General features: G+C 60.8%; 30 protein-coding genes. 19 read left to right on the top strand and 11 right to left on the bottom strand.

Annotation, left to right across the window (positions count from 1 at the left end; translation table 11 throughout):
• Positions 1-146 precede the first annotated feature (146 nt).
• Positions 147-818, top strand: coding sequence for a hypothetical protein (locus RBB29_RS03145; RefSeq protein WP_306112722.1), 672 nt, complete (start codon positions 147-149; stop codon positions 816-818).
• Positions 819-934: 116 nt separating this feature from the next.
• On the top strand, positions 935-1,624 hold the full coding sequence (aqpZ, locus tag RBB29_RS03140) for an aquaporin Z (RefSeq protein WP_306112721.1): 690 nt from the start codon (positions 935-937) through the stop codon (positions 1,622-1,624).
• Between the two features lie 19 nt (positions 1,625-1,643).
• Here the strand turns inward: aqpZ and RBB29_RS03135 are convergent, their stop codons facing one another.
• Positions 1,644-2,678 carry a succinylglutamate desuccinylase/aspartoacylase family protein gene (locus RBB29_RS03135; protein ID WP_306112720.1) on the bottom strand — a complete coding sequence of 345 codons (1,035 nt, stop codon included), beginning with the start codon at positions 2,676-2,678 and terminating at the stop codon, positions 1,644-1,646.
• Between the two features lie 158 nt (positions 2,679-2,836).
• Between RBB29_RS03135 and RBB29_RS03130 the strand changes: the two genes are divergently transcribed.
• From RBB29_RS03130 to ispH, 5 genes are all read left to right on the top strand, one after another.
• Entirely contained in the window at positions 2,837-3,322 is a 486-nt protein-coding gene (locus RBB29_RS03130) for a GNAT family N-acetyltransferase (protein ID WP_306112719.1), read from the top strand.
• A gap of 180 nt (positions 3,323-3,502) precedes the next feature.
• On the top strand, positions 3,503-3,946 hold the full coding sequence (msrB, locus tag RBB29_RS03125) for a peptide-methionine (R)-S-oxide reductase MsrB (RefSeq protein WP_306112718.1): 444 nt from the start codon (positions 3,503-3,505) through the stop codon (positions 3,944-3,946).
• A complete protein-coding gene (gene msrA, locus RBB29_RS03120; protein ID WP_306112717.1) occupies positions 3,946-4,452 on the top strand; it encodes a peptide-methionine (S)-S-oxide reductase MsrA in 507 nt (168 codons plus the stop codon). The genes msrB and msrA overlap by 1 nt, the downstream gene beginning before the upstream one ends.
• Before the next feature lie 5 nt (positions 4,453-4,457).
• Positions 4,458-4,979: a peptide-methionine (S)-S-oxide reductase gene (locus RBB29_RS03115; protein WP_306121101.1), complete on the top strand. Its 522-nt coding sequence runs from the start codon at positions 4,458-4,460 to the stop codon at positions 4,977-4,979.
• An 85-nt stretch (positions 4,980-5,064) separates the two neighbouring features.
• Entirely contained in the window at positions 5,065-6,015 is a 951-nt protein-coding gene (gene ispH / locus RBB29_RS03110) for a 4-hydroxy-3-methylbut-2-enyl diphosphate reductase (protein ID WP_306112715.1), read from the top strand.
• A gap of 34 nt (positions 6,016-6,049) precedes the next feature.
• Here the strand turns inward: ispH and RBB29_RS03105 are convergent, their stop codons facing one another.
• Positions 6,050-6,622 carry an NYN domain-containing protein gene (locus RBB29_RS03105; protein WP_306112714.1) on the bottom strand — a complete coding sequence of 191 codons (573 nt, stop codon included), beginning with the start codon at positions 6,620-6,622 and terminating at the stop codon, positions 6,050-6,052.
• A gap of 142 nt (positions 6,623-6,764) precedes the next feature.
• On the opposite strand from RBB29_RS03105, the gene folK reads away from it, so the two are divergent.
• From folK to acpS, 8 genes are all read left to right on the top strand, one after another.
• Entirely contained in the window at positions 6,765-7,331 is a 567-nt protein-coding gene (gene folK, locus RBB29_RS03100) for a 2-amino-4-hydroxy-6-hydroxymethyldihydropteridine diphosphokinase (RefSeq protein WP_306112713.1), read from the top strand.
• 504 nt (positions 7,332-7,835) lie between these two features.
• Complete coding sequence (rpoZ, locus tag RBB29_RS03095) at positions 7,836-8,189, top strand: DNA-directed RNA polymerase subunit omega (RefSeq protein WP_306112712.1); 354 nt, start codon at positions 7,836-7,838, stop codon at positions 8,187-8,189.
• A 33-nt stretch (positions 8,190-8,222) separates the two neighbouring features.
• Entirely contained in the window at positions 8,223-10,364 is a 2,142-nt protein-coding gene (locus RBB29_RS03090; protein ID WP_306112711.1) for a bifunctional (p)ppGpp synthetase/guanosine-3',5'-bis(diphosphate) 3'-pyrophosphohydrolase, read from the top strand.
• A 9-nt stretch (positions 10,365-10,373) separates the two neighbouring features.
• The gene (locus RBB29_RS03085) at positions 10,374-11,039 is read left to right on the top strand and encodes a DUF2062 domain-containing protein (RefSeq protein WP_306112710.1); all 666 of its coding nucleotides are present in this window, start codon (positions 10,374-10,376) and stop codon (positions 11,037-11,039) included.
• A 39-nt stretch (positions 11,040-11,078) separates the two neighbouring features.
• Positions 11,079-11,840, top strand: coding sequence for a pyridoxine 5'-phosphate synthase (locus RBB29_RS03080; RefSeq protein ID WP_306112709.1), 762 nt, complete (start codon positions 11,079-11,081; stop codon positions 11,838-11,840).
• Positions 11,837-12,274 carry an ABZJ_00895 family protein gene (locus RBB29_RS03075; RefSeq protein WP_306112708.1) on the top strand — a complete coding sequence of 146 codons (438 nt, stop codon included), beginning with the start codon at positions 11,837-11,839 and terminating at the stop codon, positions 12,272-12,274. Before RBB29_RS03080 ends, RBB29_RS03075 begins: the two co-directional genes overlap by 4 nt.
• Positions 12,275-12,344: 70 nt before the next feature.
• On the top strand, positions 12,345-12,965 hold the full coding sequence (locus RBB29_RS03070) for a LysE family translocator (protein WP_306112707.1): 621 nt from the start codon (positions 12,345-12,347) through the stop codon (positions 12,963-12,965).
• The gene (gene acpS / locus RBB29_RS03065) at positions 12,962-13,363 is read left to right on the top strand and encodes a holo-ACP synthase (protein ID WP_306112706.1); all 402 of its coding nucleotides are present in this window, start codon (positions 12,962-12,964) and stop codon (positions 13,361-13,363) included. The genes RBB29_RS03070 and acpS overlap by 4 nt, the downstream gene beginning before the upstream one ends.
• A gap of 212 nt (positions 13,364-13,575) precedes the next feature.
• Here acpS and RBB29_RS03060 read toward each other — a convergent pair whose 3' ends face one another.
• From RBB29_RS03060 to ubiA, 3 genes are all read right to left on the bottom strand, one after another.
• Positions 13,576-13,914 carry a hypothetical protein gene (locus RBB29_RS03060; RefSeq protein WP_306112705.1) on the bottom strand — a complete coding sequence of 113 codons (339 nt, stop codon included), beginning with the start codon at positions 13,912-13,914 and terminating at the stop codon, positions 13,576-13,578.
• Positions 13,901-15,805 (bottom strand): OmpA family protein, encoded by a 1,905-nt coding sequence (locus tag RBB29_RS03055; RefSeq protein ID WP_306112704.1) that lies wholly within the window; start codon positions 15,803-15,805, stop codon positions 13,901-13,903. Before RBB29_RS03055 ends, RBB29_RS03060 begins: the two co-directional genes overlap by 14 nt.
• Before the next feature lie 61 nt (positions 15,806-15,866).
• Positions 15,867-16,832, bottom strand: a complete 966-nt coding sequence (gene ubiA / locus RBB29_RS03050; RefSeq protein ID WP_306112703.1) for a 4-hydroxybenzoate octaprenyltransferase — start codon at positions 16,830-16,832, stop codon at positions 15,867-15,869.
• Between the two features lie 11 nt (positions 16,833-16,843).
• Between ubiA and RBB29_RS03045 the strand changes: the two genes are divergently transcribed.
• Together RBB29_RS03045 and RBB29_RS03040 are read left to right on the top strand one after the other, a co-directional pair.
• Complete coding sequence (locus tag RBB29_RS03045; RefSeq protein WP_306112702.1) at positions 16,844-17,569, top strand: 16S rRNA (uracil(1498)-N(3))-methyltransferase; 726 nt, start codon at positions 16,844-16,846, stop codon at positions 17,567-17,569.
• Positions 17,566-18,105, top strand: a complete 540-nt coding sequence (locus RBB29_RS03040) for a hypothetical protein (protein ID WP_306112701.1) — start codon at positions 17,566-17,568, stop codon at positions 18,103-18,105. The genes RBB29_RS03045 and RBB29_RS03040 overlap by 4 nt, the downstream gene beginning before the upstream one ends.
• On the opposite strand, the gene RBB29_RS03035 is transcribed toward RBB29_RS03040, so the two are convergent.
• A complete protein-coding gene (locus RBB29_RS03035) occupies positions 18,095-18,718 on the bottom strand; it encodes a hypothetical protein (protein ID WP_306112700.1) in 624 nt (207 codons plus the stop codon). The two genes, RBB29_RS03040 and RBB29_RS03035, sit on opposite strands and share 11 nt — an antisense overlap.
• Before the next feature lie 183 nt (positions 18,719-18,901).
• Between RBB29_RS03035 and RBB29_RS03030 the strand changes: the two genes are divergently transcribed.
• Together RBB29_RS03030 and RBB29_RS03025 are read left to right on the top strand one after the other, a co-directional pair.
• Positions 18,902-20,272: a glutamate--cysteine ligase gene (locus RBB29_RS03030; protein ID WP_306112699.1), complete on the top strand. Its 1,371-nt coding sequence runs from the start codon at positions 18,902-18,904 to the stop codon at positions 20,270-20,272.
• A 102-nt stretch (positions 20,273-20,374) separates the two neighbouring features.
• On the top strand, positions 20,375-20,626 hold the full coding sequence (locus RBB29_RS03025; RefSeq protein ID WP_306112698.1) for a hypothetical protein: 252 nt from the start codon (positions 20,375-20,377) through the stop codon (positions 20,624-20,626).
• Between the two features lie 13 nt (positions 20,627-20,639).
• On the opposite strand, the gene RBB29_RS03020 is transcribed toward RBB29_RS03025, so the two are convergent.
• The 5 genes from RBB29_RS03020 to RBB29_RS03000 are packed head-to-tail and all read right to left on the bottom strand — an operon-like array spanning position 20,640 to position 24,253.
• Entirely contained in the window at positions 20,640-20,897 is a 258-nt protein-coding gene (locus RBB29_RS03020; RefSeq protein WP_306112697.1) for a hypothetical protein, read from the bottom strand.
• Complete coding sequence (plsY, locus tag RBB29_RS03015; protein ID WP_306112696.1) at positions 20,894-21,499, bottom strand: glycerol-3-phosphate 1-O-acyltransferase PlsY; 606 nt, start codon at positions 21,497-21,499, stop codon at positions 20,894-20,896. The genes RBB29_RS03020 and plsY overlap by 4 nt, the downstream gene beginning before the upstream one ends.
• Positions 21,499-22,776 (bottom strand): dihydroorotase, encoded by a 1,278-nt coding sequence (gene pyrC / locus RBB29_RS03010; RefSeq protein ID WP_306112695.1) that lies wholly within the window; start codon positions 22,774-22,776, stop codon positions 21,499-21,501. Before pyrC ends, plsY begins: the two co-directional genes overlap by 1 nt.
• Before the next feature lie 8 nt (positions 22,777-22,784).
• Positions 22,785-23,306, bottom strand: a complete 522-nt coding sequence (locus RBB29_RS03005) for a hypothetical protein (protein ID WP_306112694.1) — start codon at positions 23,304-23,306, stop codon at positions 22,785-22,787.
• Positions 23,303-24,253, bottom strand: a complete 951-nt coding sequence (locus RBB29_RS03000; RefSeq protein ID WP_306112693.1) for an aspartate carbamoyltransferase catalytic subunit — start codon at positions 24,251-24,253, stop codon at positions 23,303-23,305. The genes RBB29_RS03005 and RBB29_RS03000 overlap by 4 nt, the downstream gene beginning before the upstream one ends.
• Positions 24,254-24,340: the final 87 nt, after the last annotated feature.

Below are 24,340 nucleotides of genomic sequence, written 5' to 3'. Positions count from 1 at the left end.
AGGGCGACTGTGCCACAAGCGCGACGAACCGGTTCAAAAGCGGCATTTTTTGCTCGGGGCATCGGCATTTGGCGTTATAGCTTGATGCCACGGTTCGGCTCACTTATCTGGACCGCACGATCACGCGCCACGCGAAAAGGTACCTGATGTCAAAGCTGGAAAATATCGACCGCGCCCTGATGTCGACGATCATCACTGTCTTGATGCTGACCATCGGTATCGCGATGTGGGACAAGATCTATTTCGCGCTGAAATTCGCCGCCGAAGATGGCGTTGTCGAGTACGGGACCGCCATTGCGTTGCTGATCTCCAGCATTGTCCTTTTCCGAAACGGGCTGTCGATCAAGGGGCGGGCCGGGACGCTGGCCGTATCACTGACTTTTTTCTATTCCTTGCTTTTTTTCTTTGGCGCGGGCGAGGAAATCTCATGGGGTCAGCGCATCTTCGGCTGGGAAACCAGCGAGGCGATGAAAGCGATCAACCGTCAGGACGAAACCACCCTTCACAATATCGAATTTGGTGGGGTTGCGCTGACCAAACATCTCTTCGGTCCTGTCCTGACCATCGTGATCCTGCTCTACCTCGTCGTCTTGCCGCTGCTCTATCCCCGCGTTGGTTGGGTGCGGAAGACCGCTGATGCAATGGCGATTCCGGTCCCCGGTCTGCGTCATGCGGCCATTGCCCTAATCGGCAGCATCATCGTGGCCATCATTGATGCCTTCGATGTGGATCGGGTATGGGAGGTCTATGAATGTGTGTTTGCGCTTCTGACCGTGTCGATCTTCCTGCTGCCCACGAACCGCGACAAGGTCACCTGACCCTCGCATAAGCGACGAAAGACGCAGAATTTTCCCCGTGACCCGGGGCGTCCTCACCATGTTCAACTCCTGCCACGGAACCCGGGCTAATTCCTGCCCGATGGAGGAGACAGAACATGAAGAAGATGATTGCCGAGTTCATCGGTACATTCACCCTGGTGCTGCTGGGCTGTGGTGCCGCGGTGATCGCCGGGGGCGATATCGGCCTGATGGGGATCAGCTTTGCCTTTGGCCTCGCGCTGATCGGGATGGCCTATGGGATTGGTCACGTGTCTGGGTGTCATATCAACCCGGCGGTATCGCTGGGTGCGGTGGTTGCGGGCCGGATGCAGATGGGCGAGGCGGTGCAATATATTGCCGCGCAGGTGGCGGGCGCCATCGCCGGTGCGCTTGTCCTGCTGATGATCGCCAGCGGCAAGGCGGATTACTCGGTTGCGGAAAACGGCCTGGGACAGAATGGCTGGGGCGTGGGGTATCTTGGTGAATACGCCATGGGCGCTGCTTTCATCTTCGAACTGGTGGCGACGTTCCTCTTCGTCGTGGTTATCCTCGGCTCGACCGGGGCGGGCGCGCCCTCGGCCATGGCCGGTCTGGCCATTGGCCTGGCGCTGGTGGTGATCCATCTCGTGGGCATCAACGTGACCGGTGTGTCGGTCAATCCCGCCCGCTCCATCGGACCGGCGCTTTTTGCCGGAGCCACGGCGCTTAGTCAGCTTTGGCTTTTCATCGTTGCGCCGATTTTGGGCGGAGTGCTGGCCGGGCTGATGTTCAAATCCGGGCTTCTGGATATCGACATCGTCGAATGACAGCACAACGGGGACGGGATCAGATGATCTCGTCCTCGTCATAAAGCGGCGCGGCCTCCAGATGGGCGGTCACACCTTCGGCGGCGTCATCGGCGCGCGGCGTTTCCGCGATGTGAAACAGGGCCTCACCCTCGTAGACCACGGGCATGTTGGTGCGCCCGATCACGATCCCCTCGACATCGGCCAACACCTCGGTTTCGACCTCGCCAAACGGATCGGTGATCGCCCCCAGAACCGTTCCGGGGGCCACGATATCACCAATGGTCAGGTAGCCGCGAAAGAGCCCGCCCGCAGGTGCGCGGTACCAGCTTGACGCGCCGCAAAAGACCGGAGTGCCCCGCGTCTTCGGGACCCCTTTGGCCGGTATCATCTTGAGGTGACGCATCACGCGGAGGATCCCGCTGACGCCCGCGCGTGCGGCGAGTTCGTCAAACCGCAGCCCTTCGCCACCTTCATAGAGCAGGACATCCACACCCATCTCCTCGGCGGCCATGCGCAGGGAGCCGTCACGCAGCTTTGAATGCATCATCACCGGCGCGCCGAACGCCTGACCCAACTCCCGCAACCGGTCATTTCCCGGCGTCAGCCGCAGTTGCGGCATGTTGGTGCGGTGGATCGCCGCCGAATGCAGGTCGATGCCGACATCCGCCCGCGAAACCACTTCGGTCATGAAGATATGCGCCAGGCGGGAGGCCATCGAGCCCTCGGGCTGCCCGGGAAAGCACCGGTTCAAATCACGCCGGTCCGGCAGGTAGCGGGTGTTGTTGAGGAACCCAAACGCATTCACGATCGGCACGGCAAGAAGCGTGCCGGCCATCGTCTTGAGCGCCTCCGCCCTGAGCAGCCGCCGGACAATCTCGACCCCGATGACCTCGTCCCCGTGGATGGCGGCCGAGACGAACATCACCGGACCGGGCCTCTTGCCGTGGATGACATGTACCGACAGATGTACCGGTGTGTGATCCGACAGCGTGCTGACCGGCACATCCACCGTTTGCCGCGCGCCGGGTGCAATCTCGGTGCCGTTGATCCTGAACACGTCGCGTTTTGTCATGCCTGGCCTCATTCATCTTCGCCAACCGATAGGTAAATTTACGGGCAGTGTCCATTCTGTGGGATGTCGAAGGGATGGTTTGAGCCCGTTGTGACAGATGCTGCGAAGAGCACGAACGGCGGCTTTGCGACACGCGTCATATCGAATAGCGTAGGCGCATGAACGAATTCCGAAACGCCAAACCTTCCGATGCAGCTCGCTGCTTTGAAATAGAGACCAATGCCTACGAAGGTGACGAGGCAGCGACCCTCGAAAAAATTTCCAAAAGGATCGAGGTCTACCCTGTTGGCTTTCTAATCCTTACGGTTGGAGGCGAGATAGTTGGCTTTGTGAATTCCGGATGTGCGCATGAAGTCGAAATGTGTGATGAGGAATTCAAGGAGCTTGTCGGGCATGACCCCAACGCTCCAAATGTCGTCATCATGTCTGTCGTTGTTGATCCCGCGCATCAGGGCAAAGGTCTATCACGGGCTTTGATGGCCGAATTTGAAGAACGCATGAGAAGGATGGGTAAATGCACAATCTATCTCATGTGCAAAGAGCATCACGTCGCACTCTACGAGAGATTTGGATACGCTTATTTACGGCCATCGAATTCCGAACATGGGGGTATGACTTGGCATGAGATGTCGATGGAGCTTTGAACAACCGATTGGTTGAACACTGCGGTGCGGACATTCAAATTTTTCACCTGATCGTCCGCTTTGTCCGCTGAACCGACATTTCAGCCCATCACGCTCTGGTGACCGGCATGTCGCTGATCTTGGAAATCTCACACCCTCGCGCCATCTTGAGGCCAAGACAGAAATGGAAGAGGATTTGCCATGCCGTACACCAAAGATCCCGACGCCATTGCCCGGCTCAGTCCGGAGGAATACCGCGTGACGCAGGAATCCGGGACGGAGCGGCCCGGGACAGGGGCGCTTCTGGATAACAAGGAGCCGGGGATTTACGTCGATATCGTTTCGGGTGAACCGCTTTTCGCGTCCTCTGACAAGTATGAAAGCGGTTGTGGCTGGCCCAGTTTCACCAAACCGATCGAGCCCGCCCATATCAACGAGCTGCGCGACACCACCCATGGCATGATCCGGACCGAGGTCCGCTCGACCCATGGTGACAGCCATCTGGGCCATGTGTTTCCCGACGGGCCGCGTGACCGGGGCGGTTTGCGCTACTGCATCAACTCCGCCAGCCTGCGTTTCATCCATCGTGACGAGATGGAAGCGGAAGGGTATGGCGATTACCTGAACCAAGTGGAGGACATCTGATGACCGAACGCGCTGTACTGGCCGGGGGCTGCTTCTGGGGGATGCAGGACCTCATCCGTAAACTGCCGGGCGTGACCGCCACCCGCGTGGGCTATACCGGCGGCGACGTCCCGAATGCCACCTATCGCAACCACGGCACCCATGCCGAGGGGATCGAGATCCTGTTTGAGCCTGACAAGATCAGCTATCGCCAGCTTCTGGAGTTCTTCTTCCAGATCCACGATCCGACCACGCCCAATCAGCAGGGGAATGATAGGGGCATGTCTTATCGCTCGGCCATCTACTACGTGGACGACGCGCAGCGGGCTGTGGCCGAAGACACAATTGCCGATGTGAATGCCAGTGGGCTCTGGCCCGGCAAAGTGGTGACCGAACTGGAGCCGGTGGGTGATTTCTGGGAGGCCGAGCCAGAGCATCAGGATTATCTGGAACGCATCCCCAATGGCTACACCTGCCACTTCATCCGCCCGGGCTGGCGATTGCCCCGGCGCGACGCGGCTGAGTGAGTTTGGTGAAACCTGACAAGAGTGCCGCCGCCCGGATCGGTCTGGGCGGCGGCTGTCACTGGTGTACCGAAGCGGTTTTTGACGGGTTGCGCGGGGTGGTGCGGGTCGAGCAGGGGTTCATCCGGGCATCCGTCCCCGATGACAGTTGGTCCGAGGCAATCATCGTGCATTTCAATCCGGATATGATTCCGCTTGAGACGCTGATCGAGGTGCATCTGCGCACCCATGCCAGCACGTCCAATCACAAGATGCGCGGCAAGTATCGCAGCGCGGTCTATGCGATGGAGCCAGGTCACATCCCGCACCTCAAAGGCATCCTGCGTGAGCTTCAGGATGATTTCGAAATGCCGCTGGTGACCCGCGTTTTGGATTTTCAGGGCTTCAAACCGTCGGAGGACCGGTTCCAAAATTATCACCGCAAAAATGCCGGTGGACCCTTTTGCACCCGCTATATCGACCCGAAACTCGACCTGCTGCGACGGGATTATGCGGAATTGGTCGATCATGGCGCGTTGACGGCTACGTAAGGTCGCAACCACGGGGTGGCCTGTGGCATCACCTCTGGACGTGACATGGCAGAAGCCTTACCTCTATGGCGCGACAGGAGGCATCATGACGAAATCCCCGCTTACCCTTTATCTCGCCGCGCCGCGTGGTTTCTGCGCGGGCGTGGACCGTGCCATCAAGATCGTTGAGAAGGCGTTGGTGAAATGGGGCGCGCCGGTCTATGTGCGCCACGAGATCGTGCATAACAAGTTCGTCGTCGATGATCTGCGCGCCAAGGGGGCGGTGTTTGTTGAAGAGCTGTCGGAATGTCCGACCGACCGACCGGTGATCTTTTCCGCCCATGGGGTGCCGAAATCCGTCCCCGCCGAAGCGGCGAACCGCGAGATGATCTATGTGGATGCCACCTGCCCGCTGGTGAGCAAGGTGCATATCGAGGCGGAGCGCCATTCCGCCGCTGGCCTCCAGATCATCATGATCGGCCATGACGGGCATCCGGAAACCATTGGCACCATGGGACAACTGCCGGAAGGCGAGGTTCTGCTGGTTGAAACGCCGGATGATGTGGCTGAGGTCGAGGTCCGCGACCCCGACAAGCTGGCTTTTGTGACGCAGACGACGCTCTCGGTCGATGACACCGCCGATATCGTGGTGGCGCTTCAGGCCCGATTTCCAAACATCAAGGGGCCGCACAAGGAAGACATCTGTTACGCGACGACCAACCGTCAGGAAGCGGTCAAGGCTATGGCCGGTCAGGTCGAGGCGATGCTCGTCGTCGGCGCGCCGAATTCGTCGAATTCGCGCCGTCTGGTTGAGGTCGGCACCAAGGCGGGTTGTGCCTATTCGCAACTGGTACAGCGGGCGACCGATATCGATTGGCGCGCGCTCGGGTCGGTGTCGACCCTTGGCATCACCGCGGGGGCCTCGGCGCCGGAGGTCCTGGTAGACGAGGTGATCGAGGCGTTGCGCGCACGTTTCGACGTGACCGTGGCAGAGGTCGAGACCGCCAAGGAAAGCGTCCATTTCAAGGTACCGCGGGTCCTGCGCGAGATTGCATAAAAAAACCGGAGCGCGATGGCTCCGGTCTCTTGGGTTACTTTCCTGCGGCGTAAGCCTCTTCGCGGTCTGGCGAGGGTTCGCGCGGCGGGCGCCCGATCACATCCCGCAAGTCTTCAAGCTCGATGAAATTGTCGGCCTGGCGGCGCAGCTCGTCCGAGATCATCGGCGGCTGGCTGCGGATGGTCGATACAACCGACACGCGCACGCCTTGGCGTTGCAGACTTTCGATCAGTGGGCGGAAATCGCCATCGCCGGAAAAGAGCACGATATGATCGACGCGGGGCGCGAGCTCCATCGCATCCACGGCCAGTTCGATATCCATGTTGCCCTTGACCTTCCGGCGGCCCTGGCTGTCGGTATACTCCTTCGCGGGTTTGGTCACCATCGAGAAGCCGTTGTAGTTTAGCCAATCGACCAGCGGGCGGATCGGCGAATACTCGTCATTCTCGAGAAGGGCGGTGTAGTAAAATGCCCGCAGCAGTTTGCCACGGCGCATAAATTCCGCCCTCAGCAGTTTGTAATCGATGTCGAAACCGAGCGATTTTGCAGCGGCGTATAAATTCGAACCATCGATGAACAGCGCAAGCCGTTCGTCCTTGTAAAACATCTCAAATGTCCTTCCGAATTATCTTGCCCTGCACGTGTTGTTCTTTAGTGAGTGGTAAGGGAACGAACAGAGCTAGAGATTAAACTAAGTAGTTTACCAAGGAACGGCAAGGCCAATTGGCCGCTCAGAAGGATAGGTTCCCGTGCCGGATAATCAACAATTCCTGATTGCATTGGGCGGCAACCTGCCATCAGAGGCGGGTAAACCCGCCGATACCCTGCGCGCGGCGCTGGACCGTCTCGTGCAATCGGGGGTGGTCGTGGAGGCGGTCAGCCGGTTTTTTCGAACCCCGTGTTTCCCTGCGGGAGCTGGCCCGGATTACGTGAATGCAGCGGCGGTTTTGCGCTATCACGGCGATCCGCAGACGTTGTTGCGTGTACTGCATGAGGTCGAGGCGCATTTTGGCCGAGACCGGGAGGTGCGTTGGGCGCGCAGAACGCTGGACCTTGATCTGATTGCGGCGGGTGACGCAGTTTTGCCGAATGCAGAGGGTCACGCGGCCTGGCGTAACTTGCCGGCAGAGCAGCAGGCAATGCGGGCGCCGGACGAGTTGATCCTGCCTCACCCCCGTCTGCAGGACCGCGCCTTCGTGCTCGTCCCGCTCGCGGATGTCGCAGCGGAATGGTGCCATCCGGTTTTGAACAAGACGGTATCGCAGATGCTTGAAGCCTTGGAGCCAGACGCGGTCGACGAGGTGGTCGCCCTGTAGCGACCAAAGTACCTGGGCAGCAACGCGGACGAAGCTGATGTTGTGGCAATTGAATTACGAACCCGCGCATTGCCGACGCGCGCGGTGGCGATCCGACGTACGTGACAGGCACTTTATCCCTGCCAGACCTGAAGATCGTCTGAGTATCGCACAGACCTAATCCAATCGCCGCCGCGTGGGGGCGCGTCGGCAATGCGCAGCGAGCTTCGCCCTTGATTCCGCGCGGGGTTCGACCCCGAAGGTCCGCAATGAGCTCAAACCCGACACTCCCCAGCGGCTTGTTCCATCACCGCCGCCAATGTTTGTCTTGGTCCATACTCGGCGCTCTTATGGATCAACCCACCCAATGCGGCAGAACCGGTGCGAGACGCGGAGACAAACCGGATCGACGTTCTGGTTTCGATCGCCTTTGTTTCTATGCCATTCCGGATGATTCTCTGCTTGTAAATCCGGGCGCCACCCCTTACATACCGGGCTGCTATTGATGGCTTAACTGGAGTTCCCATGGCCCGCGTGACCACAGAAGACTGCGTTGATAAGGTCCCTAACCGGTTTGACCTTGTGATGCTGGCCGCACACCGTGCCCGCGAAATCTCGGCCGGGGCGCCCATTACCGTGGATCGTGACAACGACAAGAACCCTGTCGTGAGCCTGCGTGAGATCGCCGAAGAAACGCAATCGGCCGAAGAGTTGCGCGAGCGTCTGATCGAATCGAACCAGACCCAGATCGAGGTGGATGAGCCCGAAGAGGACTCGATGGCGCTTCTGATGGGTGGTGAGGCTGACAAGCCCGCCGATGACGACATGTCCGAGGAAAAATTGCTGCGGGCATTGATGGAAGCGCAGGGTCAGGGCTGAACCTGACCCCATAGCCCCGGGGTAGCGCCGCGTATGATCGCCCAAGAAGACCTGATCGCGCTGGTCCGCACCTACAACCCCAAGACAGACGAAAAGCTGATCGCCGCCGCCTATGATTATGGCCGCCAGATGCACGAGGGGCAGTACCGCCATTCGGGCGAGCCTTACTTTAGCCATCCGGTCGCGGTGGCCGCCGTGCTGGCGGAACAACGGCTCGATGATGCAACGATCATCACGGCACTTCTGCATGACACCATCGAAGACACTCGCGCGTCTTATGCCAGTGTGGCCGAGCGATTCGGCAATGAGATTGCGGACCTGGTCGATGGCGTCACCAAACTGACCAACCTGCAGCTTTCGAGTACTGAGACCCAGCAGGCGGAGAATTTCCGCAAGCTCTTTATGGCGATGTCCAAGGACATGCGCGTGATCCTGGTCAAGCTGGCCGACCGGTTGCACAACATGCGCACGATCAAGGCGATGCGGCCTGAAAAGCAGCTCAAGAAAGCGCGCGAGACGATGGATATCTTCGCGCCGCTCGCGGGCCGGATGGGCATGCAGTGGATGCGCGAAGAGCTTGAGGACCTGGCGTTTAAGGTGCTGAACCCCGATGCGCGCGCGTCGATCATCCGGCGTTTCATTACGTTGCAAAAAGAAACCGGCGACGTCGTCGAGAAGATCACCGGCGACATGCGCCTTGAGATCGACAAGGCGGGGATCGAGGCCGATGTGCTGGGCCGGGCCAAGAAACCCTATTCGGTCTGGCGCAAGATGCAGGAGAAGGAGCTGGGGTTCAGCCGGCTTTCGGACATCTACGGTTTCCGGATCATCACCGGGACGGAATATGACTGCTACGCCGTTCTGGGCGCGATCCACCAACGCTGGCGCGCGGTGCCGGGGCGGTTCAAGGATTACATCAGCCAACCCAAGTCGAACGGCTACCGCAGTATCCACACCACGGTCAGCGGACGTGATGGCAAGCGCGTCGAGGTGCAGATCCGGACCCGGCAGATGCATGACGTCGCCGAAACCGGCGTGGCGGCGCATTGGTCCTATCGCGACGGGGTGCGGAGCGAAAACCCCTTTGCCGTTGATCCGGTGAAATGGATCTCGGCGCTGACCGAGCAGTTCGATGCCGAAGAGGATCACGACGAGTTTCTCGAAGCGGTGAAGCTCGAGATGTATTCGGACAAGGTGTTTTGCTTCACGCCCAAGGGCGATGTGGTCAAGCTGCCGCGCGGGGCCACGCCGATTGATTTCGCCTATGCCATCCACACGCGGATCGGCCATGCCTGCGTTGGTGCCAAGATCGACGGCATGCGGGTGCCGCTCTGGACCCGGATCAAGAACGGGCAATCGGTCGATGTCATCACCGCCGAAGGTCAGGTGCCGCAGCCCACATGGCTCGATATCGCGACGACGGGCAAGGCGCGTTCAGCCATCCGCCGCGCGTTACGGGAACAGGACCGGGACCGGTTCATCAAACTTGGCCGCGAATTGGCGCGCGCCGCTTTTGAGCATGTCGGCAAGAAGGCGACGGATAAGGCCTTGGAATCCGCGGCACGGACCCTGCGCCTCAAGGAGCCCGACGAGCTGTTGGCGCGGCTTGGCAGCGCGGAGCTGACGGCGCAGACCGTGCTGAATGCGATCTATCCGGACCTGGCACCGGATGACGGGGACGAGGTCAACCTCGACCTGGCGGTGATCGGTCTGGCCGCGGATCAGAGCTTTGATCGGGCACAATGCTGCCAACCGCTTCCCGGAGAGCGGATCGTCGGCATCACCTATCGCGGGCAGGGGGTTGTTGTGCATGCGATCGACTGCGAATCGTTGCAGGCTTTCGACGATCAACCGCAACGCTGGCTTGACTTGCATTGGCACAGCGGCACTCATCCTCCGGTTTATTCCGTCACGTTGGATTTGACGATCGGGAACGACGCCGGTGTGCTTGGGCGCATTTGCACCTTGATAGGTGAGCAGAAGGCCAATATTTCAGATTTGAATTTTGTGGACCGGAAGCCGGATTTTTACCGGTTGCTGATAGATGTCGAGTTAAGAGATGCGGAACATCTGCACCGTGTGATCTCGGCGCTGGACGCCGAAAGCGATGTGGCCGCAATCGAACGACACCGCGACCCCGCCCGCACCGGCGGATCGCAGCCACTGCAAACCTAGGAGCCCTTCGTGGTCTTCAAGCGCCGAAACAAACGTCCGATCTGGCGGGCCATGGCCGAGTTTCTCTGGCCGCGGACCGGTTGGGCGCGCGCGTTTCGATATGTCAAACACCGGCTCTGGCGCCTGCCCGATCCGCCGCACCGGATCGCGCGGGGCATCTTCGCGGGCGTCTTCGTGACCTTCTCGCCGTTTTTCGGGTTGCATTTCTTTCTGGCGGCTTTCGTGGCCTTCATCCTGCGCGGCAATATCGTGGCCTCGCTTCTGGCCACGTTCTTTGGCAACCCGCTGACCTTCGTGTTCATCGGGGCCGCGTCCTTGCAGACCGGGCATTTCCTGCTGGGCAACCGTAACGCGCCCAATACCGAAGAGATCCATAGCTCCCTGGGGGAGAAATTCGTCAATGCCGGCGGCGACCTGAAGGACAACTTCATCGCGATGTTCACCGAGGACACTGCGCATTGGACGGAACTCAGGATTTTCTATGACGAGGTTTTCTTTCCCTATCTTGTCGGCGGCATCATTCCAGGGCTGATCTGCGGGCTGATCTGCTATTACTCCAGCCTGCCGGTGATCCAAGCCTATCAAAATCGCCGCAAAGGGCGCCTCAAGGCTAAATTGCTGGCCTTGAAAGAAAAAGCTGCGCACAAGGCTGACGCCAAGAAAAATCCCGAATAGGCTACCGGCTGAGTCGCAATGAATTCAGAGGGCCGGCAGATGTCGTCAGCAGAGAAACTACGCCTTGGCGTCAATATCGACCATGTGGCAACGGTGCGAAATGCACGGGGCGGCGATACGCCGGATCCGTTGCGCGCTGCCAAGATGGCCGAAGAGGCGGGGGCGGATGGGATCACCGCCCACTTGCGCGAGGACCGCCGCCACATCAGCGATGAAGATATCGACCGGCTGATGGAGACGCTGAACGTGCCGTTGAATTTCGAGATGGCCGCTACCGATGAAATGCAGGCGATTGCGCTGCGGCACAAACCCCATGCGGTCTGCATCGTGCCGGAAAAACGCGAGGAACGGACGACCGAAGGCGGGTTGGAAGTTGCGCGCGAAGAGAACAAGCTGGCGCATTTCATTGCGCCGCTGCGCGATGCGGGCTGTCGGGTGAGTATCTTCATCGCCGCCGACAAGCGCCAGATCGAGGCCGCACACCGGATTGGTGCCGAGGTGATCGAGCTGCATTCCGGCGCCTATTGCGATGCCCATCACGAGGGCCGGTTCGACGATCGCGACCGCGAATTGGAAGCGATGCGCGAGATGTCGACCTTTGCGCATTCGCTGGGGCTGGAGGTGCATGTTGGCCACGGGCTGACCTATGAGACAGTCAAGCCGGTCGCGGCGTTCCCCGAGGCGCGCGAGCTCAATATCGGGCACTTTATCATCGGCGAGGCGATCTTTCTGGGCCTGAAACCGGCGATTGCCGAGATGCGCCGCTTGATGGATGAAGGCCGCGAAGAGGCTCTGGGATGACATACAAGGTCAACTGGTCGCGCTTTGTCATGCGCTACGCGCTGATCGTGATCGGCATATCGCTGGTGCTCTACATTGCGGGCCGTTACTTCGGGTTCAACCTCCGCTCTTCCGGCGCAACGGTGATCCCCATCGTTGTGGTGTCGATTCTCGAAGGGGCGACATTCGCCCGGACCGAGGGGACGTTGCCAAAGGGCAGTTGGGCTTGGCAGATATCGGCGCTCTTCGGTCTCGTGGGGCTTGGGATCAGCATGGCATTCGCGGCGTTTTTCATGTCCGCCTTTCCGGGCGGGCTCGGGCAATTCCTGACCCCCGTCGGGTTTGCCGCGCTGAGCACGATAACGGTCCTGATGGGTGTGTTCTTTATCCTTGGTGCGCGTTTGTTTTTCTGGATGGGTGCCCGCAACGAACTGAAGCGCGAAACGCGGGGGTAGTTGGCGGTGACCGGCTGCCGATGCCGCTGCCCGATTTGATGGATCAGAGATCTTTGTGAAGGGAGACGGGATGGTTGATGCAACAACATTGATCGCAGTTGGTGTGGCATTCTGGGTGATTGCGGCGTCACCCGGACCCGCCAATATCTCGAACGCGGCCATTGCGATGCGATATGGCCGCCGCGCCAGCGTTATCTACGGGCTGGGCCTGAGCGTTGCACTGGTCTTTTGGGGGGTGTTGGCCGCGACGGGCATGGGAGCGGTTCTGCAGGCATCCGCCTGGCTGTTGGTGGTTCTCAAGCTGCTTGGCGGGGGGTATCTGCTGTGGCTCGCCTGGCAGTCGGGACGCTCTGCGCTTCGAACGCGCGATACGGCGGTTGCGGAAATCGGTGCCGGGCGGTGGTTCTGGCGCGGCGTCATCCTGAACCTGTCAAACCCGAAATCCGTCATTGCCTGGATGGCGGCGCTGTCGATGGGCCTGAACCCGAGTGACACGGTGGTCTCGGTGCTGGTGACGACGCTGGTCTGCGTGGCGGTCGCTTTTCTCAACAACCTGAGCTATTCATTGCTCTTTTCCATGGGCGGCATGATGGCGCTATACCGGCGTGGACGGCGCTGGATCGAAGGGGCCACTGCGGCGCTTTTTGCGACCGGCGGGTTGGCGCTGATCCGGTCGGCCGTATCGAGATGATCCTCGGGATCGGCACCGACCTGGCGAATATCGAACGCATTGCCGGGACGTTGGATCGGTTCGGGGATCGGTTCCGCAACCGGGTCTTCACCGAGGTTGAGCAGCTAAAGGCCGAACGGCGCGCGGATACACCGGGGACCTATGCAAAACGCTGGGCGGCGAAGGAAGCCTGTTCCAAGGCATTGGGGACAGGGCTGCGCATGGGGATTTCCTGGAAGGACATGGCGGTCAGCAACCTCAATTCGGGCCAGCCGGTCATGGCGGTCACCGGCTGGGCGGCGGAGCGGTTGGAGGCGATGACGCCAGAGGGTCACGAGGCTATCATCCATGTCACCTTGACCGATGACCACCCCTGGGCGCAGGCTTTCGTCGTGATCGAAGCCAGGCCCATCCAATAAACCGGAGGGCTTCTTACAGGAGTTCGCGTTGCTCACGCTTTTTAGTTTGCATTCAGGCCATGCAGGCCCTGGGGGACGTCCCCCAGACCCCCGGGGCGCCGCCGTTGATCTGTTGCGTCACATTCGGGGCTTGCTTCCGAGGAGGAAGCCGGAGGCGGACGACGAGATATCCTGCGCGCCGCAGGCGCACAATTTGATCCAAGTGAAAGAGGTCAGGCGTTGGAGCGGTTCTGGCTCAGGCGTTCCAACTGACCGCGCAGGTCTTCGGCTTCGCGGCGCGCCTCGCGCAAGCCGTCCATTGTCGCCGATAACTCGGCTTCGGTCTGGCTGATCTGGTTGGTCAGTTCGGCCTCGCGCTGTTGCAGATAGGTGATGGCCTGATCACGGGTTTCTTCGGCTTCATGCAGCTCCTGCGCCATCTTCTCCAGCTCGCCCACATCCGAGCCTGCCACGCGGATAAACCGGTGGATCAGCCAATTGGCGAACCACCCCAGGCAGAACGCCACAAAAAGTACAATCGCCGTGGCAATGATAAACTCAGTTCTGTTCATCGGATGTCTCTTCCTGGATTGGCTCGTCCGTCTGGTTTGCTTCTTCCATGCTTTCAAGCCCTGTCTGTCGTTCCACGATCGGTTCCGGGCGGATCAGTTTGAATTCGATCCGGCGGTTGGCCTCGCGCCCGTCTTCGGTCTTGTTGTCCGCAATGGGGGTGCTTTCGCCGTAGCCCTTTGCGGTCAGCGCAGAGGTCAGCACACGGCGGTCGCGCAGCTCGCTCAACACCGCCCGTGCTCGCGACTGGCTCAGTTGCTGGTTCATGACCTCGCGGCCCTGGCTGTCCGTGTGGCCGCCGATCTCCATTCGGATCTCACCGCATTTCTTCAAGATCTCCGCAATGTCATCCATGATCGCCGCGCCGTTTTCGTCGATGGTCGCCGAGCCCGGCTCGAAGTTGATCTTCCGCTCACTCAGGATGCCCGCGATTGCGGCCTCGCATTCGTCCGGCGTGGGGATGCTGGCCACCGGATCAAGCGCCTTTCGATAGACCACGTCGATGGAAAACTCTTCGGCCTCGCCCAGCTTGGTCGCGAGGAAGCGGGCGATCATCGCTTGCGCGTTCTTGTTGCCGCTGTTTCCGCTGAGCTCCAGAGCCTCGGGCGTCACCGTCACGGCGCCGTTCGAGAGATAGGACAAAGCCTCAAGCCCGGTCAGAATGCGCAGCGGCCAGTCCTGTGGCAGACCGGCGGCCACGCGCGCCGTATTGTGGACGCTGTCCGAGGTAAAGCGTGCCTTGGCAAAGCTGTTGACCGTATCGCGGCTTGTTTCGCTCCCCACCCGGCCGCGGATCTGGACCAACCCTTCAGGCGACAAGGTGGCGACGAATTCCGGTGTGATCTCGGGGGCTTCGTTCGGCGGTGGGGGCAGAACCGCGTGGAGTGCAAATACCTCTGGCAGAGAGGTTTCAAGCGCGCCCACGACATCGTCAAACCGGTTTTCCGGTGTGCCTTGTTCCGCGACCAGCGAGATATCCGCGTCCGAGAAGGTCACGCTGCCGCCGCCCAGTTCGGCAAGCGCCGCGATGGCCTGTGACGTCGCCTTGCCCCATTGCGGGGAGGGCACGCCAAGACCGATGGTGCAGTCACTCTCCTGCCGAAGCCCCGCGCTTGTCGCAGCTTTCAGGATAACCTGACGCGCCGCTTCGGTATCTGCTGAGCAGGCATCGAACCGGGCCTGCCCGTCCTGAATGAGAAAGCGGAGCGTGAAGGGGGTGATGACCGGCCGCGGGGCCGAGATGTTGAGCGCCAGGCGAATGTCGTCCGGCGACTTGCGGATCAGGTCGGACTCGATCTTGTTCTTCTGGTCGATGCTATCGGCCATGGCGGTGATTTCCACCTTGTCCGCCGCGATGGAGATCTTGGTGCGTGGCAGGATTTTAAGCGCGCGCACGGCAAAATCTATCGCCGCCTCCCAGGTCTCCGGTTGCGGATAGTCAGCCGCTTCGAGCAGATCCGCGACTTCGGTATCATCGGTCGCGTCGATGATGTCGTCCAAGAGATCCGCGCGGTCGGTGGAGGTGGGGATCAGCCCGATCAGTGACAGGCCGCTATCGTTGCGCAGGATTTCGATGGAAAAGTCAGGCGGTGCAATCTCGGCGCTATCGGCCACGTCCATCTGGTCGATAACCCGCGCGGCGTCCACCACGGTCGCAGCCACGGACAGGGCCTTGAACCGGAGCGCCTCCGACGGGGCGGTGCCGCCGAGGAAGACCTGAAGCCCGTTGGCATCGACTTCGGACCAGACCAGCCCATTGGCGTCGAGCGTATCGCGCACCGAATTGCGCGAATTGTCTTCGATCACCCGCACGGAGAACCCGGCAGCAACCAGGCACAGAACAGCCGCGACAACGAAACTGGCAGCAATGGCAAAGATGGCAGACAGGCGCATGGCACGTCCGGTAAATAGTTAATCCCCTATCGTGTTTAGGCGGCTCGGCCCCCGAGTTCAATCAAAGGAACAGGGCAACGGCAAAAAACGGCAGGGGCAGGAGGCCCGCATCCCGGTTCGAGCGGAAGAGCCGCAGCAGCAGGTCATTGTCCTCGATGTCCAGGTGGCGCAGCTGCCATTGCAGGTGCCAGCCGAGCGCCCAAGGCCCGCAAATCGCCACCAGAACGGCGGCAAAATGGCCCTCCAGCGTCGCCAGCATCACGGCAACCGCCATCAGCGTGACGGTCAGCACCAGAAACCGGCGCAGCCAGCGCGGAGAGTTCGCCCCAAAGAGCCGCGCGGTGGATTTCACCCCGATCAGGGCATCATCCTCGGCGTCCTGATGGGCGTAGATCGTGTCATAGAACAGTGTCCAGGCGATGCCAGCGAGGTAGAGCATGACCGCCGGCCATTGCAGCGCCCCGGTATGGGCGGTCCAGGCCAGAAGCGCACCCCAGTTGAACGCCACGCCCAGAAAGACCTGCGGCCACCAGGTGAAGCGTTTTGCGAAGGGATAGATCGCGACCGGCAGGAGCGACAGCACACCCAGCCCGATTGCCGCGATGTTGAATGTCAAAAGGATGCCGAAACTGACCAGCGCCTGCGCCACCAGCCACACCAGCGCACCCTTGACACTGACCTGACCCGACGGGATTGGTCGCGACGCCGTGCGCGCCACCGATCCGTCGATATGGCGGTCGGTGATGTCGTTCCATGTACATCCTGCGCCCCGCATCAGGAACGCCCCGATGGCGCAGCCGAAGAAGATCCATAGATCATGCAGCGTCGCGCGCCCGTCGTAAACCATCCCCAACAGGAGCCCCCACCAGCAGGGCAGCAGCAGAAGCCATGTGCCGATTGGTCGGTCGGCGCGGGAAAGCCGCAGGTAGGGCCGCGTGACCGGGGGCGCCCACCGATCGACCCAATTGCCGCGATAGGCGTCGGCCACCTGGCCCGCAGCCTCTGGCGTCTTGTCGGTCTCAGTCATATGTTGGCCCCATGACGGCTGCGAAGATCAGACTGTATGTAGATCACCCCTTGGGGCAAGGGCAATCGGTTCCTCTGAACCGCGATCAGGCGCATTACCTCTTTGGGGTAATGCGGCTTGCGGTCGGGGACGTTGTGGCGCTTTTTAACGGGCGCGACGGGGAATGGCAGGCGAGCGTTGCGGAGGCTGGCAAGCGCGGTGGTCGTTTGCAGGTCAAGAACCAATCGCAGCACCTGCGGATGCCGCCCGATCTGTGGCTGATATTTGCACCGATCAAAAAGGCGCGCACAGATTTCATCGTCGAGAAGGCTGCCGAGATGGGCGCGCGTCGCATCTGCCCGGTCGGGACGGATTTCACCAATGCCGAGCGTATTCGCCAGGACCGCTTGCAGGCCCATGCGGTCGAGGCGGCCGAGCAATGCGGCGGCACGTTTGTGCCTGAGGTCGCTGATCTGCAGAAACTGTCCCGGATGTTGGACAAGTGGCCCGAGGATCGGCAACTGATGTTCTGCGATGAGGCATTGGCAGGGGTGGCTGAAACTCTTGGTGCGGCGGGCGGCAACAAATGGGCCATACTGATCGGACCCGAAGGCGGGTTTTCGGATGCTGAACGTGACAGGCTTCATGCCATGCCCACCGCCCATGCGGTCAGCCTCGGCCCCCGCATCCTGCGCGCCGATACCGCGGCTGTCGTGGCGCTGACGGTCTGGCAGCAGGCCTTGGGGGATTGGGGATGAGTTTCGTGCGACCCGAGGCAAAAGAGGCCATCTGGCGCTGGCGGGAGGTACTGGTGGCGCTTGGGGTGCTGATCCTCGGGGCCTATTGGGCTTTTGGCACCGGCGCCTTGCTGCATTGGCTGGGCTATTTCGTGCTGGCCGCAGGGGCGGTTCTTCTGGTGACCGGTCTGCAACGCGGGCGCTTTCGCGGCAATCGGGGTGGCCCGGGCGTGGTCCATGTGGATGAAGGCGCCGTCGCCTATTTCGGCCCGCTGACCGGTGGGGCAGTGGCGCTCCGCGAGATGACCATGCTGAGGCTAGATCCGACGGGCAAGCCGGCACATTGGGTGTTGAGCCAGCCGGGGCAGGGTGATCTGCATATTCCGCTGAACGCCGAAGGAGCCGAGACGCTCTTTGACGCCTTCGCGACCCTGCCGGGGATCAGAACCGAAAGGATGCTTGCAGAGATGAAACGCGCCCGGGGCGCGCCCACCGTGATCTGGCAAAAGCCCGGCTTTACCACGCCGCCGTCCCTGCGGGCGGATGCTAACTCGTGAGCATGCCTTCGCGTGGCGACCAGATCCATTTGTTCAACAGCTTTTTGCGGCGCTTCCTTCGTTCTATTTTCGCGGCCCGCTGTTGATTCCGACCGTCGCTGTCAAACAGAATGTCCTCAAGGTTTCTGGGTAAGTCGAGCCTTTTGATATCTCGTTCCGAGATGTCTTCGACGTATTTCTTCCAGCCCCTCAGCGCCTCTTTCCGCTCTTTCACCGTGTTTTTCTTGGCGAGATCACCAATCAGGATATCGACAAAAAGCATGTCGTTATTCAGCGCGGTCTCAAAGAGAAGTCGCGAAAACCGCGGAGAGAACCCTTGAACCCGCGCCTCCTGTCCAGCGTCGATCTGGCTGATCAGCGTCCGCAGTCCCTTCTTCGTGAGCCGTCGGAATTTTGACTGAGTGATCAGAATTGGTTTGGATTTATCAAGCGTCTTCTTGGCTTTCGGTTTCTTGCTGGATGAGCCAGAGCTGTTGGTGTTCTGGTTGGCCTCGCCGCCGCCGCCGCCACGCGCCAGGGCGGGTGTGCCGACAAGGCCGCTCAGAATAGTTGCGGCGACTGCGCCAAGGGCTGCGCGGCGTGAAAAGGAATTGGGCAGTTGTCGATGATGCAAAATGAAACCTCCAAAATTTTACCGAGTTTAAGGCAGGTCGGCGGCCAGCGCCAATAGTGTTTTGCTGCTGGATCGGCGCCGGGCAAAGCGCGGGATGATCGGGCCGAAAGGCTGCATTGACACTTGTCACCGAAGTCGCCACAGCTAGGCTTCGTGCGGCCATGAAAACCAGGAGGCTCCGACATGTCCATTCCCCAATCCGGCGGCGGGCCGATCGAAAGCCATGACCAGTTGGCCGGGTACCTGGAAAGCGGCTGCAAGCCCAAGGATGCCTGGCGCATCGGGACGGAGCATGAGAAATTCGGTTATTGCCGCGATACGCTGAAACCGATCCCCTATGACGGAGAGCGCAGCGTTCTGGCTGTGCTTGAGGGGCTGCGTGACGGCCATGGCTGGGCGCCCGTGGAAGAGGGCGGCAAGCTGATCGGGCTTGAGAAGGACGGCGCGAACGTATCGCTTGAACCCGGTGGGCAATTGGAGCTTTCCGGTGCGGCGGTCGAGACCATTCACGAAACCTGCGACGAGGTGAACGCTCATCTGCGCGACGTCAAGGACATCGCCGACAAGGTGGGTGTCGGCTTCATCGGCCTGGGGGCCGCGCCGCAATGGTCGCACGAAGAAATGCCGATGATGCCCAAGGGCCGCTACAAGCTGATGGATGCCTATATGCAGAAGGTGGGCACCATGGGCCGCTCGATGATGCGGCGGACCTGCACGGTGCAGGTGAACCTCGATTTCGCGTCCGAAGCGGACATGGTGCAGAAATTCCGTGTGGCGCTGGCCCTGCAGCCCGTGGCGACCGCGCTTTTCGCCAACTCGCCGTTTTTCGACGGTAAACCCAATGGCCACAAAAGTTGGCGCAGCCGGGTCTGGCGCGATCTGGATGCCGACCGCACGGGGATGCTGCCCTTTGTTTTCGACGAGGGGTTCGGGTTCGAACAATATGCCGATTTTGCGCTCGATGTGCCGATGTATTTCGTCTACCGCGATGGCAAGTACATCGACGCCCTTGGCATGTCTTTCCGCGATTTCCTCAACGGTGAGTTGCCCGCGTTGCCGGGCGAAAAACCGACGCTCAGCGATTGGGCCGATCACCTGACCACGATCTTCCCCGAGGCGCGGATTAAGAAATTCATGGAGATGCGTGGTGCCGACGGTGGCCCGTGGCGCAGGCTTTGTGCGCTGCCCGCGTTCTGGGTCGGGTTGATGTATGACCAATCCTCGCTCGATGCGGCGTGGGACCTGTGCAAGGACTGGAATGCCGAGACGCGCGAGGCGCTGCGCGTGGCCGCAAGCGAGAGCGCGTTGCAGGCGCAGGTGGGTGATATCAACATGCACGAGCTGGCGCGTGAGGTTGTGGCGGTTTCCGAGGCCGGCCTGGCCGCGCGGGGCCGATCCGGTGCCGGCGGTCTGGTGCCGGACGAGACGCATTTCCTGAATGCCTTGAAGGAAAGCGTCGAAAGCGGTCAGGTTCCCGCCGACGAGTTGCTGGCGCATTACCACGGCGATTGGTCGGGCGATCTGGACCGGATCTACGCCGAGTACAGCTACTGACATTCGGGGAGTTCGAAGCGTCAGCATCCGAATTGCACCCTTGCATGGGATCGCAAACTATCGCAGAGTTTCAGGTGCTTAACACGCTTCGGAGGATAAACATTGCGTAGCTTTTTTATTGGGTCTTTTGAGATTCTGATCACCATCCTTGTGGTGGTGATGTGTGTTGGTGTGGTGATTTCTGCACTGGTGACAATGACGACGGGGGGCGGATTTTTCGCCGGGCTTGGTATCCTGATATTTGGTGGATTCTATGTGGTCGTCACCGCGGGGATGATGTACCTTTTCCTTGGTATTCACGACAATACCAAACGCACTGCAGAAGCCTTGGAGCGGATGTCCAGCCTCAAGTAGTGAGCCTTCGGGTTCACTCGGGTTTGAGGGACAGAACGAATTCCACAACTTTTTCTTCGGGCATCTCGCAGGGTTTCAGGCGACTGCCCGAAGTCAGACGATAGAGGTTGAGGCTGATGTAGTCGGCCCCGCCCAGTTCTTCGGCAACAAGTTTCTGACTGTTGCCGTCAGAGAAGTCCTGTCTGGTGACGATGTATCGGCGGCCGTTCGAGATGCCGGTAAAGGTGCCAAGCGGCAGCGCGTCGAAGGCTTGCAGGAAAGTGTCGGTCACTTCTGCCCGATTTTTGGCTCGGTTCCCGCCTTGAGGCGCCGGATATTGGCGGCATGGCGCAGGAACACAAGAAGCGTCAGGATCACGCCCAGCAGGAATGTGGAACCATCCCCCAGAAAGAGCATCCAGATCGTCGAGGATGCCGCTGCGGCGATCGCGGCCATGGACGAGATTCGCGAGATCGCGGCGACAACCAGCCATGTCAGGCAGCAGGCGATGCCCACGGGCCAGATCAGGGCCAGTAGGATGCCAAGGAAGGTCGCGACACCCTTGCCGCCCTTGAACCCCAGCCAGATCGGGAAGCAATGACCGATGAAGGCCATCAGGCCCGCGACCTGCGCGGCGTCTTCGCCCGAGATCAGGCGCGCCAGCAGGACCGCCACTGCACCCTTGCCACCATCGAAGAGCAGGGTGAGCGCGGCGGCTTTCTTGCTCCCGGTGCGCAGCACGTTGGTCGCACCGATATTGCCCGAGCCGATTTCGCGCAGATTGCCCAGGTTCATCATGCGCGCGACCAACAGGCCAAACGCCACGGAGCCGATCCCGTATCCAACGACGGCCCACAGGATCAGCATCAAAGGAGAGGTATCAAAGGGGGGCATCAGGAAGCCTCGAACACGCACTGGCCAGCGACATAAGTGGCCTTGACCTTACCCTGCATCCGCGCGCCGTCAAACGGTGTGTTCTTGGATTTGGAATTGAGTTTCCAGCGGTCGAGGACAAAGGGCGCATCCGCGTCAAACAGGATCAGATCGGCAGGCGCGCCCGGGGCCAGCCGGCCCGATGCGAGGCCCAGCCGTTTCGCCGGGTTGAGGGCCATCGCGCGGAAAAGTGTCGGCAGGTCGAGATCGCTCGCATGGTAGAGCCGGAGTGCCGCAGGCAGGAAGGTTTCCAATGCCACCGCACCGCTTGCAGCCTCTTCGAAAGGTAGGCGTTTGCTTTCTTCGTCCTGCGGGGTGTGCATCGAGCTGATCGTGTCGATCAGCCCGTCGCGCAGGGCGGCGATCACCGCCTGCCGGTCATCTTCGGACCTGAGCGGCGGTTTGACCTTGAAGAAGGTGCGGTAGTCCGCCACGTCCAATTCGTTTAGCGTCAGGTGATGGATTGATGTGCCTGCGGTGATGTCGAGCCCGTTTTTCTTGGCCCGTTCCAGAGCAGGCAGGGCGCGGGCGGTGGTGATCTGATCGGCGTGGTAACGCGCGCCGGTCATCTCCAAGAGCGCGATGTCACGGTCAAGCCCCATGCGTTCAGCCATGGGCGAAACGGCGGGAAGACCGCGCAGGGAGGCAAATTTGCCGCTGGTGGCGGCTGCCCCGGCGCTGAGCGTTGGTTCCTGCGGATGGGCGATGACCAAGGCGCCCAGGGAGCGGGCGTAGGTGAGCGCCCGGCTGAACACCTTGGTATCCGTCACCACGTGATCGCAATCGGTGAAGGCCACCGCGCCTGCGTCCAGCAAGAACCCAATCTCGGTCATCTCCCGCCCCGCACGGCCCTTGGTGAGCGCCGCCATGGGCAGGACGTTGACCGGTGCCGCCTCATTCGCGCGCCGGGCCACGAATTCCAGCGTCTCGGGACTGTCCGTGGCGGGCAGGGTATCGGGGCGGGTGACCATCGTGGTGATCCCGCCCGCCGCCGCCGCCAATCCCGCGGATTTATAGCTTTCCTTGTGCCGCTCACCGGGCTCGCAAACCTTGACACCGATATCAACGATCCCGGGTGCCAGGCATTTCCCGCCGCAATCGACCGTTTCGGCATCGTCGGTGGGTGCGTCGTCATATACGACGCTTTTGATAACCCCGTCTTCGACCCGCAACGCGCCGATGCGGTCCGTGCCGTTTTCCGGGTCGATCAGCCGGGCGTTGGTGAAATGGGTCTTCATGGCGATTGTTATCCTGCAATCCAGATCATCACCGCCACCAGCGCGGCCAGTACCAGCAACGCGATCATCGCGACCCGTCCGGACATGGCGGCGTTCGAGGGACCGGGTTTCGTGTCGGTGTTCACATTGCCCTGCGCTGCCTCCGAAGGCAGTTTTTCAAAGCTGACCGGGGGGCGATCCTCGTAGAATGTGCCGATCAGGCGCAGGGGGGCAGATGGCGTCAAAACCTGTTTCTCACCGCCAAGCGCGCGGGAAGGGACGATGAGCACGACGCCTTTCAGCGCCTCCAATTGCGGCTTCATGTCGTGCAACTGCTCGGCGGGGATGCCGTGACCCTCTTCCAGAAACCCGGTCAGGCCAAGGCCTTGCAGGTCGGCCATATCGAAAAATTCGATCTGTTCCGGATCAAGGGTATCGGCGCCAAGTGCCGCGGCCACGTCAAAACCGTCGATCTGATCCTTATTCAGGTCGGCGGCAAAGACTCGCACCGTCCCGGTTTCGCTTGCGCTGATCTCGATCCTGGTACTCATGCCATGACCTCCGCCGGCTTTGCCCGAAGGTTGCGTGCCAGCAGGTCCATTGCGGCCATGCGGACGGCCACGCCCATCTCGACCTGTTCCTGGATGACGCTGCGGTTGATGTCGTCGGCAATCTCGCCGTCGATCTCGACGCCCCGGTTCATGGGGCCGGGGTGCATGACGATGGCATCCTCCTTGGCATAGCTCAGCTTTTCGGCATCGAGCCCGTAGCGGTGATAATATTCTCGCTCGGAGGGGATGAACCCGCCATCCATCCGTTCGCGTTGCAGCCGCAGCATCATCACCACGTCCACATCGCGCAGCCCTTCGCGCATGTCCTCGTAGACTTCGACACCGAATTGGCCGATCTGGCTTGGCATCAATGTGGGCGGGCCGACGAGGCGCACGCGGTTTTCCATCTTGCCGAGCAAAAGGATGTTGGAACGCGCCACGCGGGAATGTGCAATATCGCCGCAGATCGCGATGGACAGGCGGTGCAACCGGCCCTTGGCGCGGCGGATCGTCAGCGCATCCAAAAGCGCCTGCGTCGGGTGTTCATGCCGCCCGTCACCTGCGTTCAGCACGGCGCAATTGACCTTCTGCGCCAGGAGGTCCACCGCCCCGGAATGCGGGTGGCGCACGACCAGAAGATCGGGGTGCATCGCGTTCAGCGTAAGCGCCGTGTCAATGAGTGTCTCGCCCTTCTTGATCGAACTGGCCTGCATCGCCATCGACATGACATCCGCCCCGAGCCGTTTCCCGGCAAGCTCGAAACTCGCCTGTGTCCGGGTGGAGTTTTCAAAGAACATGTTGATCTGCGTCAGGCCCGCCAGCGCATCGGAATGCTTGATGTCCCGGCGGTTCAGATCGACATATTGATCGGCCAGATCGAGGATGGCGGTAATATCGGTGGGCGAGAGGGGTTCGATCCCCAGAAGGTGGGATTGTGAATAGCTCATCCGCCGCTCCGATCTGAAATCTGCTCGCTTATAGAGAGGGTCCGGGCGTGGGGCAAGCGGACGTTTTGCAATGACCGCTTTTCCCTG

Source organism: Roseovarius sp. MMSF_3359, from assembly GCF_030733385.1.
Taxonomy (GTDB): domain Bacteria; phylum Pseudomonadota; class Alphaproteobacteria; order Rhodobacterales; family Rhodobacteraceae; genus Roseovarius.
The sequence above is the reverse complement of the archived record's forward strand: the minus strand, read 5'-3'. Positions and strand labels throughout refer to the sequence as shown.